The 16,785-nt window shown below is 61.6% G+C and carries 16 protein-coding genes and 1 pseudogene; 9 read left to right on the forward strand and 8 right to left on the reverse strand.

Annotation, left to right across the window (positions count from 1 at the left end; translation table 11 throughout):
* Positions 1-55 precede the first annotated feature (55 nt).
* The 7 genes from JFN91_RS00575 to JFN91_RS00605 all read left to right on the forward strand — a co-directional run bounded on the left by JFN91_RS00575 (position 56) and on the right by JFN91_RS00605 (position 9,849).
* Entirely contained in the window at positions 56-685 is a 630-nt protein-coding gene (locus JFN91_RS00575) for an NAD(P)H-dependent oxidoreductase (protein ID WP_199387281.1), read from the forward strand.
* Positions 686-727: 42 nt separating this feature from the next.
* Complete coding sequence (locus JFN91_RS00580; protein ID WP_199387282.1) at positions 728-1,954, forward strand: efflux RND transporter periplasmic adaptor subunit; 1,227 nt, start codon at positions 728-730, stop codon at positions 1,952-1,954.
* Between the two features lie 24 nt (positions 1,955-1,978).
* Entirely contained in the window at positions 1,979-6,403 is a 4,425-nt protein-coding gene (locus JFN91_RS00585) for an efflux RND transporter permease subunit (RefSeq protein WP_199387283.1), read from the forward strand.
* Between the two features lie 18 nt (positions 6,404-6,421).
* Positions 6,422-7,084, forward strand: a complete 663-nt coding sequence (locus JFN91_RS00590) for a TetR/AcrR family transcriptional regulator (protein ID WP_199387284.1) — start codon at positions 6,422-6,424, stop codon at positions 7,082-7,084.
* A 43-nt stretch (positions 7,085-7,127) separates the two neighbouring features.
* Positions 7,128-8,408 carry an alpha/beta hydrolase gene (locus JFN91_RS00595; RefSeq protein ID WP_199387285.1) on the forward strand — a complete coding sequence of 427 codons (1,281 nt, stop codon included), beginning with the start codon at positions 7,128-7,130 and terminating at the stop codon, positions 8,406-8,408.
* A gap of 14 nt (positions 8,409-8,422) precedes the next feature.
* Entirely contained in the window at positions 8,423-9,187 is a 765-nt protein-coding gene (locus tag JFN91_RS00600; protein ID WP_199387286.1) for an MlaA family lipoprotein, read from the forward strand.
* Between the two features lie 239 nt (positions 9,188-9,426).
* Entirely contained in the window at positions 9,427-9,849 is a 423-nt protein-coding gene (locus tag JFN91_RS00605; RefSeq protein ID WP_199387287.1) for a protease inhibitor I42 family protein, read from the forward strand.
* A gap of 181 nt (positions 9,850-10,030) precedes the next feature.
* Here the strand turns inward: JFN91_RS00605 and JFN91_RS00610 are convergent, their stop codons facing one another.
* The 8 genes from JFN91_RS00610 to JFN91_RS00645 form a co-directional block, all read right to left on the reverse strand.
* A complete protein-coding gene (locus JFN91_RS00610; protein WP_199387288.1) occupies positions 10,031-10,717 on the reverse strand; it encodes a cytochrome c biogenesis CcdA family protein in 687 nt (228 codons plus the stop codon).
* Complete coding sequence (locus JFN91_RS00615; protein WP_199387289.1) at positions 10,714-11,091, reverse strand: thioredoxin family protein; 378 nt, start codon at positions 11,089-11,091, stop codon at positions 10,714-10,716. The genes JFN91_RS00610 and JFN91_RS00615 overlap by 4 nt, the downstream gene beginning before the upstream one ends.
* Entirely contained in the window at positions 11,088-11,318 is a 231-nt protein-coding gene (locus JFN91_RS00620) for a thioredoxin family protein (protein WP_199387290.1), read from the reverse strand. The genes JFN91_RS00615 and JFN91_RS00620 overlap by 4 nt, the downstream gene beginning before the upstream one ends.
* Positions 11,319-11,438: 120 nt before the next feature.
* Positions 11,439-11,888, reverse strand: a complete 450-nt coding sequence (locus JFN91_RS00625; protein ID WP_199387291.1) for an arsenate reductase ArsC — start codon at positions 11,886-11,888, stop codon at positions 11,439-11,441.
* A 15-nt stretch (positions 11,889-11,903) separates the two neighbouring features.
* A complete protein-coding gene (gene arsB, locus JFN91_RS00630; RefSeq protein WP_199387292.1) occupies positions 11,904-12,962 on the reverse strand; it encodes an ACR3 family arsenite efflux transporter in 1,059 nt (352 codons plus the stop codon).
* Between the two features lie 59 nt (positions 12,963-13,021).
* A complete protein-coding gene (locus JFN91_RS00635) occupies positions 13,022-13,303 on the reverse strand; it encodes an ArsR/SmtB family transcription factor (RefSeq protein WP_456237436.1) in 282 nt (93 codons plus the stop codon).
* A 179-nt stretch (positions 13,304-13,482) separates the two neighbouring features.
* The gene (locus JFN91_RS00640) at positions 13,483-14,121 is read right to left on the reverse strand and encodes a hypothetical protein (protein ID WP_199387294.1); all 639 of its coding nucleotides are present in this window, start codon (positions 14,119-14,121) and stop codon (positions 13,483-13,485) included.
* A gap of 95 nt (positions 14,122-14,216) precedes the next feature.
* Positions 14,217-14,669 carry an ankyrin repeat domain-containing protein gene (locus JFN91_RS00645; protein WP_199387295.1) on the reverse strand — a complete coding sequence of 151 codons (453 nt, stop codon included), beginning with the start codon at positions 14,667-14,669 and terminating at the stop codon, positions 14,217-14,219.
* 244 nt (positions 14,670-14,913) lie between these two features.
* Here JFN91_RS00645 and JFN91_RS00650 point away from each other — a divergent pair, with 244 nt between their 5' ends.
* Together JFN91_RS00650 and JFN91_RS22195 are read left to right on the forward strand one after the other, a co-directional pair.
* Positions 14,914-15,852 (forward strand): LpxL/LpxP family acyltransferase, encoded by a 939-nt coding sequence (locus JFN91_RS00650; RefSeq protein WP_199387296.1) that lies wholly within the window; start codon positions 14,914-14,916, stop codon positions 15,850-15,852.
* 131 nt (positions 15,853-15,983) lie between these two features.
* Positions 15,984-16,586: pseudogene (locus JFN91_RS22195) on the forward strand (alpha/beta hydrolase); the annotation flags it as partial.
* Positions 16,587-16,785 lie beyond the last annotated feature (199 nt).

The following is a 16,785-nucleotide window of genomic DNA, read 5'->3' on the forward strand; positions in this document are numbered from 1 at the left end:
GCTGGCATGGTCGTCGCTATGAGAATGACAAGAAATCCAACGGAAAGGGTTACTCATGGCCACCATTCTCTATGTCACCGCGAACGTAAAAGCCGAGGCCGCATCGCGCAGTCTTCTGCTCGGCGCCGAGTTCCTGGAGGAGTACCTGCGCCTGAACCCGCGGGACGAACTCCAGGTGCTCGATGTGTACCGAGACAGCATCCAGCGCGTCGACCAGGACGTCCTCAGCGCCTGGGCGCGCGTCGAGCGGGGTGAGGACCACGCGCTGCTCTCGGACGAAGAGCGGCACAAGATCAACCGCATCTGGCGCATCGCAGACCAGTTTCTCAGGTGCGACAAGTATGTCTTCGTCACCCACAGCCTGAACCTGTGGCTGCCGGCTGAGTTCAAGATGTACGTCGATGCCACCTGCGTTCTCGACCGTACTTATCGGCTGACACCTAACGGCAGCGAAGGGATGCTGCGCGGCCTCCCGAGGAAGTCCCTGCACTTGCACGCCGCTGCGGCATACAGCTTGGCCGGGGAGCGTGACCAGAGCGTGACCTATCTCCGCTCGGTGCTCAACGTGCTCGGTGTGGCATCTCAGGAGACGGTTCTGCTCAAGGGTGATGACCCGGAATCGGGTTCCTGGGAGGAATACGAATCCGTCCGCACCACATTGCTGGGACTGGCGCGCACCTTTTAACCTTCAACGATGAAGAAAATAACAAGGAAAAGGAGCATCACAATGAAATTTAGATTCGAGACTGCAGTGACGGCCGTTTGCCTGTCGGCAGTGGGAATTTCGCTGGCGGCATGCAGTGGCGAGCAACACAACAAGGAAACCAAAGGGGATGCCGTGCCGGTGGTGGTGGGGCGGGTCAAGAAGGTCCAGGAGCGAGAGACCATCTCGGTGAGCGGGACGGTCGCAACCCCCAATGCACCGGCGACGCTTTCCTTCCTGGTATCCGGGAAGGTGGTCTTCGTAGGACCGCGCGAGGGTGAGTTCGTGAAGAAGGGGCAGGTCCTGGCCAGGATCGATCCCACCGATTTCAACCTTTCCGTCAAAGGCGCCGCCGCCCAGCTGGCCAGCACCGAGGCCGCACTGGAAAAGGCGATGAACTCGGCGCGGCCGGAGCATCTGGAGCAGGCGCGCATCGGGTATGAGCGGGCCGAGGACGAGTACCGGCGCATGAAGATGCTCTACGACTCCAAGAGCCTGGCGCCCAACGACTTCCAGAAGTACAAAGCGGCCTACGAGCACGCCAGACAGGAGTACGACCAGGCCAAGGCCGGCGGCCAGAAGGAGGACAAGGCCCTGGCGAGGGCAGGGTACAACCAGGCGGCGGCCCACCTCGACGTCGCCAAAAAGGCGCTTGGAGATGCGACGCTGTACGCGCCCATGGACGGGTACATCGCCAAACGTGCCGTGGAGCCGGGCGACACCGCTGCGGCCGGGCGTCTCGTCTTCGAGATGGTCCGCATGGACCCGGTCGAGGTGAGCGTGGGCGTACCGGAGACCGACGTGCACCTGGTCAGCATCGGCCAGAAGGCCGACATCGCCGTACCGGCCCTCCCCGGGAAGTCCTTTCAGGGGACAGTGCGCGTCATCAACGTTTCCGCTGACTCGAATACCCGCACCTACATGACCAGGATCAGCGTCCCCAACCCGGAGCATGCCCTCAGGGTGGGGATGGTGTCGGAGGCGACCATCCGTGGCAACCGCACCGTGTCCATGGTGACGCTCCCCGGCGACGCGGTGGTGCGCGACCCGCAGGGGGCGACACAGGTATACGTCTACTACCCCGACCAGAAGCGCGTCTACACCAAACGTGTGGAAATCGGCGCAGCGGTCAACAAGGACATCGAGATCAAGAGCGGTCTTGACGACAACGAACTGATCGTCCTCGCCGGGCAGGCAAAGCTCAGAAACGGCGCGGTGGTGTCGGCAACGGAACAGACGGCTCGGAAATAGACCGGCAAACGAGAGGAATAGAGTATGACACCGATAAAGTTTTCCCTTCGCTATCCACCCGTCACCCTGATACTGACGGCGATGGTCGTGTTCATCGGCATCCACGCCTTTCTGAAAATGCAGCGGACCGAGGATCCTACCATCACCATAAGGACCGGGCTCGTGGCCGCCATGTATCCCGGCGCGACGTCCGAGCAGGTGGAAAAACAGGTAACCAAGACCCTTGAAAAACACATCTTCAAGTTCCCCGAAGTCCGCAAGGAGAAGACCTACTCCACGAGCCGGCCCGGCGTCGCCATCATCAACGTGGAGCTTGAGGACACCGTGAAGAACTCGGACCAGTTCTGGGCCAAGCTGCGCCACGAGATGAACCTGGTGCGCACGACCGAGCTCCCCGCCGGGGTGATGGGGCCGGTGGTCGATTCCGACTTCGGCGACACGGTGGCCATGCTGGTGGCGGTGCACGGCAAGAGGTACGGCTACCGCGAACTCAGGGACTACGCCGACAAGATCCACGACGAGATGCGCACGGTCCGGGAAGTGGGCAAGCTGGTGACCTACGGCAACCAGTCGGAAGAGATCCGGATCACCGGGAGCCTTGAGAGGATCGCACAGTACTTCACGGATACCCGCCAGATCGTGAACGCGCTCAGGGAGAGAAACGCCATCCAAAGCGCCGGGCATTTCGAGGCCGAGCGCTCGAAGGCGCCGTTGAGGACCACCGGCATCTTCAATACCGAGGACGAGATCCGCAACGTCCTGGTCGATGTCTCCAAGGACGGCCATCCCCTCTACATCAAGGATTTCGCCAAGGTGGAGCGGCGCTACCAGGACCCGACCTTCATGGTCCGCTACGACGGCGACCCCTGTCTGCTGCTGTCCGTGGAGATGCAGAAGGGCAAGAACATCGTGGAACTGGGGGAACAGCTGGATACGGTGTTCAAACGCCTCAAGGTGCTCCTCCCTCCCGACGTGAAGCTGGACCTGGTCGCCAACCAGCCGGAGGTGGTCAAGGAGCGGACCGAGTCGCTGAGCCACGAATTCCTGCTGGCGATCATCTCGGTGGTCCTGGTCACCATCGTGCTGCTCCCCTTGAGGGTCGCCGTGATCGCCGCTCTGGCCATACCGGTGACCCTGTGCGGCACGCTCGGTGTCATGAACGCCTTCGGCATCGCCCTGCACCAGGTTTCTATCGCCGGCCTCATCATGGTGCTCGGCATCGTGGTGGACGACGCCATCGTGATCGCGGACAACTACGTCGAGCTTTTGGACCACAAGGTGCCCAAGGCGGAGGCGGCCTGGCGCTGCGCCAGCGACGTGCTGGTGCCGGTACTCACCGCCACCATCACCATCATAGCCTCGTTCCTGCCGCTGCTGATCATCACCGGTTCGGTGGGCGAGTTCATCATGGCGCTCCCGCTCACCGTGGCCATAGCCCTCGCGGTCTCCTTCGTCGTGGCGGTCTTCCTGACCCCGCTTCTGTGCCGGTTCTTCATCCAGAAGGGGCTGCACGACCACGACGCCGCGCCGGAGCACGGCAAGCAGAAGAAGAGTCTGCTCGACCGGCTCCAGGACAACTACGGCGTGTGGATCGGCATATTCATCAAGCGCAAGTGGCTCGGCTTCACTCTCGGGGGATGCGCCTTCGTCTTCGGGGTGCTGCTGTTTGCCGCGGTGCCGCAGCAGTTCTTCCCTTCGGCGGAGCGCAACCAGTTCGGGATCGACGTCTGGATGCCGCAGGGTACCAGGATCGAGGCGACGGACGAGGTCCTTAGAAAGATCGAAAAGAGCCTGGGAGCCCACAAGGGCGTCACCCACTACGCCACCTTCGTCGGCCAAAGCGCCCCGAGGTTCTACTACAACGTAAACCCGCAGCAGCCCGACGCCGCTTACGGCCAGTTCATCGTCAACACCGCCTCCGTGAAGGACACCACGCGTCTTGTGAAGGAACTGCGTGCCGATTTGGCCAAGGTTGCTCCGGAGGCGATGGTCATCGTGAAAGAGTTGCAGCAGGGGGCCCAGATGGAGGCGCCTATCGAGGTGCGCATAGCCGGAGACGACATCTCCGAGCTGAAGCGGTTGGGGGAGAAGGTGCAAGGAATCCTGGAGAGCATTCCCGACACCGAGTACGTCTTCAGGGACTACCTCAACGACTCCTACATGGTGGACGTCAAGGTGAACGACGAACTGGCCAACCGTCTGGGGCTCACCGACGCATCGGTGTCCCAGACCCTCGCGGGCGCCTTCGACGGCTCCGCGGTCAGCACCTTCTGGGAAGGGGACCGGGCTATCGACATCAAGCTGAGGCTCGACGCCGCGTCGCGTTCATCCTTCGGCGACATCGAGAACACCTATCTCAATTCCGACCTTACCCGCGCCAGGGTGCCGCTGCGCGCCGTCGCCACGCTGGCGCCCGAATGGCAGACCAGCAGGATCGTGCGTAGAAACGGCGTGCACACCATGACCATCCGGGCCTTCCAGAAGCCGGGGGGCTATGCTTCCAAAATCCTGGAGCAGGCGATGCCGCGCATCAAGGCCTTGGAGCTCCCCACCGGGTACCGGATCTACTACGGCGGCGAAAAGGACAACCAGGAAGAGACCTTCCCGCAGATGGTGTCCGCTCTTGCCATCAGCCTGGTGGCCATCTTCCTGGTCCTCTTGGTGCAGTTCAGGACCATTTCCGACCCGCTGGTGGTGATGGCCTCGATCCCGCTGACCCTGTTCGGGGCGATTTTAGGGCTCGTGATCACCCACAACCCCTTCGGCTTCACCGCGTTCATGGGGCTCATCAGTCTGTGCGGCATCGTGGTCAGAAACGGGATCATCCTGGTCGACTACTGCAACGAACGGGTCGCCGAGGGGGAAAGCCTCGAGAATGCCGCGCGGGAGGCGGGTGCCAGGCGGCTGCGCCCCATCTTCCTCACCACGATGGCGGCGGCCGTGGGGGTTACCCCCATGATCCTGTCCCGGTCGAGCCTTTGGAGCCCGCTGGCGAGCGTCATCGCCTTCGGCCTCATCTTCTCCATGTTCTTCACGCTTCTGGTGGTACCGGTGATCTACGTGGCGGTGAAGACGCGGGCCGCCCGGCGCGCCTTAGGCAAACAGGCCGCCGTCGCAGCCGCGCTCGTTGGCATGGTGCTGCTCGCCGGGGGGAGGGAAGCAAGCGCCGAGCCGGTGCGGCAGTCCCTGACGCTGTCCCAGGCCGTCGAGCTCGCCCTGAAGCAGAACTCGGTGCTCAAGATCGGCCGGGACAAGGTCGCGGAAAGCGACCACAAGATCGCGTCGGTACGGTCCCTGTACTTCCCGCAGCTCACCAACAACACGAAGTACATGGCCGTGTCCGACAAGCAGCAGATCTCCATACCGGCGGGGAGTCTCGGCAGCGCGGGCGGCGATCAGTTCCCCAACAAGGAGGTGAAGCTAAGCCAGAGCAAGTCCACCATGCTGTACAGCGAGACCATGCTGGCGCAGCCGACCACGCAGCTCTTCAAGATCGGTGCGGCCAACGACATCGCCAAGGCGGAGCGCGGTATCGCCAAGGCGGAACTCTCCAGGTCCGAGAACGAAACGGTCCTTGCCGTGCACGAGCTGTACTACGCGCTGCTCGTGGCCGACAAGGAGCGCGCCGCCGCCCGCGCCTCGCTCGACGCGGCGCAGGAAAACCTGCGCGAGGCCGAGGACGGGGTGAAGGCGGGCAACGTGCTCGAGGTGGCCCTGACAGGGGCGAGGGCGGATCTGCTGCAGAACCGGCAGGCGCTCCTGATTGCCGAGAACCGCGCCGCCGACGTGACCTCGGAGTTGTGTGACCTCCTGGGGCTGCCGAGCGACACAGCGCTTGAGGCCACCGAGGCAGGGCTTCCCGAACTGGCCAAACCGGTGAAGGAACAGGCCTATGACGAGGCCCGCTCAGGCAACGGCGAACTGCTCGCCGCACGCGGCACCCTGGAAAAATCGCGCCACGCGGTACGCGCCGCCCGCTACGAATACATCCCCGACCTGACCATCTACGCCAAACACGGCTACCAGGACGGCGCGCCCTTCCTGGAAAAGAACATAGGGATCGTGGGCGCGGAGCTCACCTGGAACATCTTCGACTGGGGCAAACGCAAGGCGGACCTCGGGCAGCGTCTGGCCCAGCAGTCCCAGGCCGAGGAGAACCTGGCGCGGATCGACAAACGGATCGGCATCGAGATCGACAAGGCGCTGCGCAAGCTGGAGCGTGCGCAACAGATGGTGGAGGTCGCCCGTGAGGCACTTGCCCTGCGCCGGGAAAACGCGCGCCTGAGCGAGAACCGGTTGCAGGCCGGCACCGTGACCGCGGCAAGGCATGCCGAAGCCGTGGCTGCTCTGAAAAGGGCGGAGATGGACGAGTTGCAGGCTGCGCTGGCATACCGGCTGGCCCAGGCCGAGCTGGACCGGATCAGGGGCGTGCTCGCCACCAGCCGGTAGCAGCGGCGGATTGCCATCATGAAAATCATCGAGGAGAAACAGTACATGGACAATGCCAAGCGCTGCGCGCTCATCGAGGCCGCGATCCAGGTGGTGGCACACCACGGCTTTCACGGCGCTCCCATCGGGTTCATCGCCGGGGTTGCCAAGGTAGCGGTAGGGACGGTCTACCTGCACTTCGAGGACAAGGACCACCTCATGCTAGACGCCTACCGGGCACTGGAACAGCGCTGCCTGGCGGCGGTGATGCAGAACTATCCCCCCCGAGGCGACATCCGGCAGCGGTTTTCGTCCCTGGCGCTGGGGGTGATCCGCTACTTCAAGCTCTTTCCGGAGGAGTTTCTGTTCGCGGATCAGTTCCTGAGCTCGCCTTACCGCAAGGCGGTGTCGCCGAACTACCTGCCGGACGGCGAGGTCGAACGGATCCTGCAGTTCTTCAGCCAGGGGGTAGAAGAAGGGGTATTCAAGGCGATGCCGCCGACGATGCTGCTGGCGCTCGCCTGCGGCCCCCTGATCGAGGTGGTGCGCGCCCACGCAGTCGGTTTTTTGTACCTGGACGAGGAGCGCATCGCGCGCACGGTCGACTCATGCTGGGATGCCATCGCACAAGAGAAGGCGCCGGCGCGCGCAGGCGTCGCGACGGCGGAAGGGGATGCGGCTCAGCTGCCGGCGTTCGCGTGATGACAGTGACGGCTCAAAAGCGGTTGTGAAACAGGTGGACGAAATGGAAAGGATACGGAAGTACATCATGGTCGGGTTGCTCCTGTTGCTCCCGGCCGGCGCTCTGGCGCAAGAAGCGGGTTACGCCTATCCGCTTGAAGACTCGTACGCGGCGACCATCCTAGGAACCCCCAAGAGTCTAAAGGCCGAGTCCACGGGCAAGGTCCCCATCAAGACCCTGATCCTGGAGACCGACCGGGATAAGCCAGAGGCCTTCTTCTACGACCGGGGGCTGCGCTACACGGTAGTGTTCCAGGACCACAAGGCGCCCCTGGTCTTCCTCATCGCAGGGACCGGCGGGGGGAGCAAAACCGGCAAGATGCTCGCCCTGATCGGGAACCTGTACCGGGCCGGGTACCACGTAGTCGGGCTTCCCTCGCCGACCTTCCCGAACTTCATCATCGACGCCTCCACCACCCACGTCCCCGGGAACCTCCCCGACGATGCCGCCGACCTCTACCGCGTCATGGAGCGGATCTGGGCACGGACCAAGGGGGAGGTCGAGGTTTCCGGCTTCCTCCTGGCCGGCTACAGCCTGGGAGGGACCGAGGCCGCCTTCGTCATGAAACTGGACGAGGAGAAAAAGGTGTTCGGCTTCCGCAGGGCGATGCTGATCAACCCGGCGGTCAGCCTTTACGACTCGGTGGCCCGAATAGAGGGGCTCCTGGACCGGATACCGGGAGGCCCGAGGAGGATCGGGGCTTTCTACAACAGGGTCATGGAGAAGGTGACCGATTTCTACCGCAAGGGGGACTTTGTCGCCGTCGACGACGACTTCCTCTTCGCCGGTTACAACGCCCACCTCTTAAGCCCCGACGAAGGGGGAGGGATCATCGGCGTCTCGTTCCGCATCAGTTCCGCGGGGATGATCTTCACCTCCGACGTCATGACCCACGGCGGTTACATCGTCCCGAGGAACCGCGAACTCAAAAACGGCGATTCCCTGCAGGACTACTTCTGGACCTCGCTGCACATCTCTTTTCTGGATTACTTCGACGAGTACTTCTTCCCTTACTTCCGCAACAAGCGTCCCGGGCTGAACAAGGAGGCGCTCATCGAAGAACAGAGCCTCAGGAGCATCGAAAGCTACCTTGCCTCTACCGACAAGGTCGGGGTGATCACCAACGAGGACGACTTCATCCTCGCCCCGGGCGACCTCGACTACCTGCGTCGGATCTTCGGCCCCCGCCTCAAGGTTTACCCCCGCGGCGGGCACCTAGGCAATCTTGAATACCGCGACAACATGGCCTTTCTGATCGACAGGCTCGGCTCGTCGGCCTGGTAGGGAAGGGGGACGCCATGATCAGCAACGCCGCGAAATTAATTACCGCCACCGCTTTTCTTATCGCCCTATCCGGCTGCGCTGCGAGAAGCGCGAATCTTCCGGGAGAGGAACCGCCCATGCACACGGTAAGTGAGTTCCGCGACGACGAGAACGTCTCGCGGACCAGCGACCCCTGGGAAGGCCTAAACAAAGGGATCTACAAGTTCAACTACCAGGCCGACCGGTTCGTGCTGCTTCCGCTCGTTACCGGTTACGAAACCGTCGTCCCGGGGTTCGCCCGGACCGGCGTCAGCAACTTTTTCAGCAACCTGCGCGAGATCCGGACCTTCTACAACTGCGTCCTCCAGGCCAAGGGGAAGAAGTCCATGGTGACCCTGGGGCGCTTCCTGACCAACTCGACCATCGGGATCGGGGGGGTCTTCGACCCGGCCACCGCTTTGGGCATGAGGCGGGAGGTCGAGGACTTCGACCGCACCCTGGAGACCTGGGGGGTGGGCAACGGCCCGTACCTGGTGCTCCCCATCCTCGGTCCGAACACGGCACGCAGCGCGGGCGGCTTCGCCGTCGACGCCGGGGTGCGCTGGGCGACCATGAGTGTTGTGGACCCGTTCGGCGGGACCGGAGCCCGCACCGCGATAGAGGAGGGGGTAACGGGGCTGGAGACGGTGGACCTGCGCCACCGGGAGACGTTTCGCTATTACGACAGCGACTACCCGTTCGAATACTACATGGTGCGCTACCTGTTCAGCCAGGAGCGCGAGTTGAAGATCCTCAGGTGATGGCGAGTACCGGCATCCCCCGGATCGATAGTGAAATGAGAATTGCAGGGAGGACAAATGACTGTGAAAAACAGACCCGGCTCCCAATTCGCGGCCCACGGCTTCGAAAAGGGTGAGGACAGGCGGTGCGAGGCGGCAAAGCTGAACGCCGGCGCAGTGTTTCTCGCGCACCCTCCACGGCCGCTGCGTTGCCGCCGGCTTCCGAATGATCGCAGTACATGCCTCTAGAAAGGAACCGTATGAAGAACATCGTCCTCCCAGTCATTGCCACCGTCATCACCATGTCGGGGTGCGGATGCACGTCCCTTATGATGTGCAAGAAGGAATCGGGAGCGCAATCAGTCTCACTGACCGAGGCGGACTCCGGCAAAACCTTACGTATCGGCCAAGATGCGACACTTAGAGTCTGTCTCCCAGGGAACAGGTCCACCGGATTCGTTTGGGAAGTGGTGAATTCATCAATACTCAGCCAGCAGGGCGAACCCGATGCCGTTCCCAACAGTAGCGCCATTGGAGCCGGCGCGACGTACATCTACTCCTTTCGCGCAGTCAGGCCGGGTACCGCAACCCTGAAGATGGTGTATCGGCGCCCATGGGAAATCGGCGCGGCTCCGCTGAGATCATTCGAAATCGCCGTCATTGTGACGTCGTATACCGGTTAAGTTGCCGAGGGGAGAGGAACAGCCATGAAATTTACCAGGGATGTGGAGACGGAAGGGCCTCTCTTTGGCCGTAACACTCAAAATCTTGTGGCGCTGGTCAGAGCATCCCCACACGGGATTATCGCCCTGCGGGCGGTGCTACAGATGCTGGTACGCCCCTTTTGTCGCGAGGGCAACGGGGCTAGAAAGCTTGTAATAGCAAAAATATCGCAACTGCAGCGACCAGCGCCCCTGCCGCACGTCTCGTCCATAGGGAAAAAGCGACCATACCCTTTGCCTTTATGAAGGAGTCGACGAAGCCGGTGAAAGTCCCTGCCACCAGCATGAGGAGGCAGTGGCCAAAGGCATAGGTGAACAGGAGCGACACGCCGTAAAGGAGGCCTCCCTTGGCGGCCACCACCGTCAGGAGGATCACCAGGACGGGCGTCGCGCAGGGTGAGGAAACGACACCAAAGAAGAGACCCAGGAGGAACGCTCCGAGTATCCCTCCCCGCTTCGGCCGATAGTCGACAACGGAGAAGAAGTTCAGCTCGTAGAGCCCCAGGAGCTGCCCTCCCATGGCAAGCGCCACCGCTGCGGCGGCCACGTACCACCATCCCCCGAGCGTCCCGAACATGGTGCCGAAGACACCGGCGGCCGCACCGAAGGCGGTAAAGGTCAACGACAGCCCCAGCACGAAAGCAAGGGAATACCTGAAGGCGCGCCCCCGGTCACCGTCGGCGTATCCGCCGACAAAACCGACCACCAGAGGGATGGTCGCCAAGACGCACGGCGAGGCGGAGGACAACACCCCGGCCAGGAAGACCATCCCGAAGGCGATCAGCGGATAGGCGGCGATGATCTGCTCCGCGTTGTCGAGGAAACTCACTTCACCCCCAGCGCTTTCAACTCCCTGACGAGGTCCGCTTTTTCCATTGAGCCGACATGTCTTTTCACTTCGCGCCCCTTGGCGTCAAAGAACACCTGGGTCGGAATCATCTGGACCTTGAACCTTTCGGCAGCGGCATTGTCGGCATGCACGTCGATGAATAGCACCGATGCCCGCCCTCTGTATTCCGCCCCCAGGCTCTCCAGGATCGGCGCCATCTTCTTGCATGGGATGCACGTGCGTGCACCCAGGTCGATCACGGCAGGTTTGCCGGAGGCAAGTGCCTGGCGGATAGCTGCGCCGGAGGCGGAGGGAAGCTCGGCATGGGCGGGAATTGCGAACAGCAGTACGGTAGCTGCGAGCAGTCGCATCATGACAACAGCCCCATGATTTCCACTACCGACGCCACCTTGCCGGAGAACTTTACCTCACCGTCGATGACCAGCGCGGGAGTAGTCATCACCCCGTACTTCATGATGGATGGCACGTCTTCGACCTTCAGCACCTCCGCTGCGGCACCGCTCTCCTCGACGGCCTTCTTCGTGTTCTCGTACAGGGTCTTGCATTTGGCGCACCCGGTGCCCAGCACTTCGATTTTCATGCTCTTTCTCCTTACTATAAAGCTGGAGCTTTTCCCTGGAGGCTCTGCTCCTGTTTCTCGGCGGCACAGATCTTGATCTCCCAGAGTAGTCCTGGACGTGCCGCTCCATCCGTAACCTCTCTATTCCTGGATTGATTCCTGGCTTACCAGGGGGATCCAGCGCTTTACCGTGGCGCGTATCGCGTCGCGTATTTCCCCGATCCGCGCAAGCTTTTCCCCGGCCGTACCCTGCAAAACCGACGGATCGGGAAAGCCCCAGTGCAGCCGCTTCACAGCACCCGGGAAGGTCGGGCAGCGCTCGGCGCTCGTCTCGTCACAGACGGTGACCACGTAGTCGAAGCGAATCCCTCTCTCGATAAATCCGGCAACGTCCTTGGTCCGATTCCCCGAGATGTCGATGCCCACTTCCTGCATCGACTGCACCACCAGCGGGTTCAGGTTCCCCGGCTCGATGCCGGCGCTCTCAACTTTGAACGAATTACCACCAAGTTGTTTCAAAAACGCCTCGGCCATCTGGCTCCTGGCGCTATTGTGTATGCAGACGAACAGGACCCTTACTTTCTTTGCCATTTGCGTTCCTTCCTCCTAAATCGCACCGGTTCGGGCAAAGTACCTGCGCTGGAACCAGAACGCGACATTGACAAGGGCAATCATCACCGGTACCTCCACCAAGGGGCCTATGACGGCGGCGAACGCGGCGCCTGAATTTAGGCCGAAAACTGCCACGGCGACCGCTATCGCCAGTTCGAAGTTGTTGCTGGCCGCGGTGAACGCGAGGGTCGTGGTCTTGGAGTAGTCGGCTCCCAGCCTCTTACCCATCCAGAAGGACACCAGGAACATGAAGATGAAGTAAATGAGGAGCGGGACGGCAATGCGGACCACGTCCAGCGGGAGTTGGACAATGAGGCTCCCTTTCAGGCTGAACATGACGACGATGGTGAAAAGAAGGGCCACCAGGGTGACCGGCCCTATCTTCGGGACAAATTCACGGTGATAGCGCTCCTTGCCCATGACCTTCACGCCGATGAGTCTCGTGACCGCACCGGCGATACACGGAATGCCGAGGTAGATGAAGACGCTCTTGGCGATCTGCTCGATGCTGACATCGACCACGCTGCCGGAGAGACCGACGAGCGGGGGAAGAACCGTGATGAAGAACCAGGCATAGACGCTGTAGAAGAGGACCTGGAAGATACTGTTGAAGGCGACGAGACCGGCAGCGTATTCGGTGTTCCCTTTCGCCAGTTCGTTCCAGACGATGACCATGGCGATGCACCGGGCCAGGCCGATCATGATCAGGCCCACCATGTATTCCGGCTTGTCCGGCAGGAACACCACGGCCAGGACGAACATGAGGACTGGTCCTATCAGCCAGTTCTGCACCAGGGATAGCCCCAGCACGCGCTTGTTGTGGAACACCTCTGGCATCTCCTCGTACTTCACCTTGGCGAAAGGGGGATACATCATGAGAATGAGACCGGCGGCAATGGGCATGTTCGTCGTGCCTACCTGGAAGGAGTTGATGAATCCCTCCACTCCCGGGATGAGGTACCCTGCCGCCACACCGACGAGCATGGCAAGAAAGATCCAGAGGGTGAGGTAGCGGTCGAGGAATGACAGCTTCTTGGAAAGGCCGGCAGACATGAATAACTCCTAGAACGGTTCTTTTCATCCGAATGGACGGATATATTGGGATAAAAAAATCAGGCGCAGTGAGCACCTTCGGAAAAGGAAGCGAGCCGCTTGATGTCTTCCTCTATCACCGTGATCTCGGCCAGGCGCTCTTTGAGCACAGCGGCGAGCTGATGCTTCATGTCGTCGTCCGTGGCCACGGTATAAAAGATCCAGACCCCTTCCCTGCGGTCGTTGACCCATCCGGCGTTCTTGAGATAAGAAAGGTGCCTGGAGACCGTCGACTGCGGAAGCTGTAACGTTGCGGTGACGTCACAGACGCAGAGTTCCCCTGAGGTGAGGAGGAGTGCCAATATGCGGAGGCGGGTTTCATCGGCCAAAGCTCTGAAATATTGAACTGTCTTTTTCATGCCGGCAAATATATTCGGATAGGCGGATATGTCAACCTAAAAACTTGTCACCTAACCCTTTTGGTCGTTTTCCCCATTGAATAAGACCGAGGCTGTAAAGCCTCGGTCTTATTTATTTCACGTTACTGGAGTTCTTTCGCGACTGCAGCGTCATTGAGCAGCAGCTCGAGTTTCTTCTTGTACGCTGCCGGAACGGCTTCCTTGGCGTGGCCGGGCGGGTTCATGAAGCTGCCGCCGAGGTCGTCTTCACCTTTCAGCTGCTTCTCGGCAAGAACTGCACCCTCCCGGTCCATCTCGGTGAGCTGCACGTCGTAATTGAGGCCGGTGTTGGTGTAGGTGCTGGACATCCACTCCCGGATGACGAGCAGCATGAGCCGGTCGGCGCTGGCGCCTTTCAGTTTGTCCTTAACCTGCGCATCGGCCTCGTTGGTCGGGACGGTGACCGGCGTGCAGGAGAACCCTTTCTTCTTCAGGGAACCGCAGACCACCAGGGACATGTCGTCTGCTAACGGCTTGCCGCTTTCGGTGGTGACGTTGAAGGGGTTGCCGAATCCACCGCGCAGGGTGCCGACGTAGTTGGGCTCTTTCTCAGCAGAGACCACGTACGGGCGCCGATCGACAGCGGCAACGGCTACCGACTTGTTCCCGGAAGCTTCCACGTGGAGGTTCGTGTCGTGGTAACGGTAGCTCTGTCCGACCACGCAGCCACTCAGTGCGACTGACAGAGCAAGCAACGAAACTTTGCTCAGCACCTTCATCATGTCTCTCTCCTTATCCTAGCTCCTGGGGAAGTTGTCGGCGGGGGCGGAGCTTTGGCCCCAACCGGCCGGCGGGCATGCCCCGCGCTGAGAAACGGCTACTTCCTGTGCTTCAAAAGTGCGATGACCTTGTCGAATTGATACTCCTCGGCATAGTCCAGCGCTTTCTTCCCTCTTCGGTCCACCACCGACGGGTCGGCGTTCTTGGCGAGCAGTGCCTTTACCGCGTCATCGCGGCCGTAGGATGCTGCCAGGATCAGGGGCGTGGTGCCCGGCAGGTAGTTGCCGTAGGTTTCCTTGGTTTTGACATTGGGATCGGCGCCGTTGGCCAGCAGCCATTCGGTTACCGGGAAGTTGCCGTAGTAGACCGCCCACAAAAGGGGAGTCCAGCCCCACTTGTCGACGCCGTTGACGTCCTGCCCCTTGCTGGCGAACTCTTTCACTGCCTGCAGGTCGCCGTCCACTGCGGCACGAGACATGCCGCCCCCGGCGCAACCGGACTGGAACAGCGCCGCCATGACCAAAATCGCTAAAATCACAAACCGTTTCATACGCCCTCCTTGGCCTTAAAGGTTTCAAATCGAGGATATTAACATCTCGCTTCGTCAAATCAATGAAAATCTTAACTTATGGAGGGGATCTTCCCTGTGATCCCGGATTTGCCCCGGTGCAGCAAATGAACGGTTTCCCTGGCGGCGCCGGATGTGCTATAGAAAATCGCCCTCTTTGCTGCCGCGGCAGCATATCAGCCGCACCTGCGGCTTTACGGGACAATCTCCAGAAGAGTCGAACCAGATGAATCAAGACACCCTACAGAACGTGAAAAAGTGGAGCAGCAAGAGCATCGGCTCCGGCTTCCAGCACTGGATCTTCTACACCCTGATCCGGTTGGGCGGACGGGGTGCGGCGTACCTGCTCCTGCGCTGCGTGGTGTTCTACTACGTGCTCTTTTCCCCGGCGGTACGCCGACGCTGCTTCCCCTACCTCTCGCGTCGGTTCCCGCAGCGGCAAGGGGTGGGCCGCCTCATCGACTGTTACCGCCTGAGTCTCGGCATCGGCGAGGTCCTGGTGGACCGGGCTGCGCTGGGGATACTCGGCACCGGCGGGATCACCGTCGACCAGGTCGATCTGGCGCGCCTCGAGGAACTGGTCGGGCAGGGAAAGGGGCTGATCCTGGTCACCTCGCACGTCGGTGCCTGGCAGGGGGCGATGGCGGTGCTCAAGTTCCTGGCCACGCCGGTCAACCTCCTCATTCATCGCCAGGAGGGGGATCTGGACCGCCACTTCTTCGAGCACGGCGGCGACAGCCCCTTCCGCATCATCGATCCCGCCGGCTACCTCGGCGGGACGCTGGAGATGATGGGGGCCCTCAAGAAGGGAGAGATCGTCTGCATCATGGGGGACCGGGCCATGGGGAGCGAAAGCGGGACCATCAAAGGGCGCTTCCTCGGCGGTGAGGTCGCCTTTCCGTACAGCCCCTACAAGCTGGCCGCGGCGACCGGCGCACCCATTGCCTTCATCTTCCCCACCAAGACCGGCGCCGCGAGCTATGCCCTCAACCTTGCCAAGGTGCTGAGTGTGCCGCACCTCGGCGGGCGCTCGGGAGAGCCGTACCGCCCCTTCGTGAAGGAGTACGTTGCGGAGTTGGAGCGCTTCACCGCAGAGCACCCGTACCAGTTTTTCAACTTTTTCGACATGTGGGATGACGACGGCGAGACCACGGCAAAGCGGTAGCAGAACCGGGAGCGGGGCGTTGACATACCGGGGTGACGTGGAAAGCTAATAGCTGCCGCAAATTCCACTGCCCGGTCGCCCGAGGCAAAATTGATCTGCTTTGGCGGCCGGTGTCTCAAAGGGTCACGCGCATGCCGGCTGCCGCGACACCACGCCCCCCGACGCCTTGCCACCGTTTCCGGCCGCGCTCCCACCGCTTCCGTCCCCGGTACCTCCTCTTCGTCTGCGCTCTGCTCTCGCTCGTAGGCTGCGCCATCCTGAACCGTTACATCCTGGTCCCCAAACAGAACCTCACCGTGACCCCGGCGCAGTATCACATCCCGTACCAGGAGGTGTGGTTCAAGACCCGCGACGGCGTCGAGTTGAACGGGTGGTTCCTGCCGGGGAAGCCGGGGCGGCCGCTGGTGCTCCTCTTCCATGGCAACGCCGGCAACCTTTCCGACAACATGGGTTGCCTCAGGCTTTTGCACAGTAGCGGGCTGCCCCTGTTCATCTTCGACTACCGCGGCTTCGGCAGAAGCAACGGCGAGGCGTTCAAGGAAAACGACTTCTACCGGGACGCGCGCGGCGCACTCGCCTACTTGCAGAGCAAGGGATGGAGTAGGGATCGCATTATCTTCTTCGGGCAGTCGTTGGGCGCTGCGGTGGCGCTGCAGATGGCGCTGGAAGGAAAGCCGGCCGGGCTGGTCATGGAAGGTTCCTTCACCTCCATGGAAGACATGGTGAAGCACGTCTCGCGGCTGGCCTACTTCACCGTAGGCTGGTGGGGGATCAGGCTTTCCTTCGACAACTTCCACAAGATTCCCCGAGCCGGGGTGCCGCTGCTGCTGATTCACGGCGACCGCGATCCGGTGACCCCGGTGGAAATGTCGCGGCGCCTGTACCTGCGTGCCGGATTCCCCAAGATGCTGCACATCGTCGCCGGCGGTGGTC

Source organism: Geomonas anaerohicana, from assembly GCF_016458305.1.
Taxonomy (GTDB): domain Bacteria; phylum Desulfobacterota; class Desulfuromonadia; order Geobacterales; family Geobacteraceae; genus Geomonas; species Geomonas anaerohicana.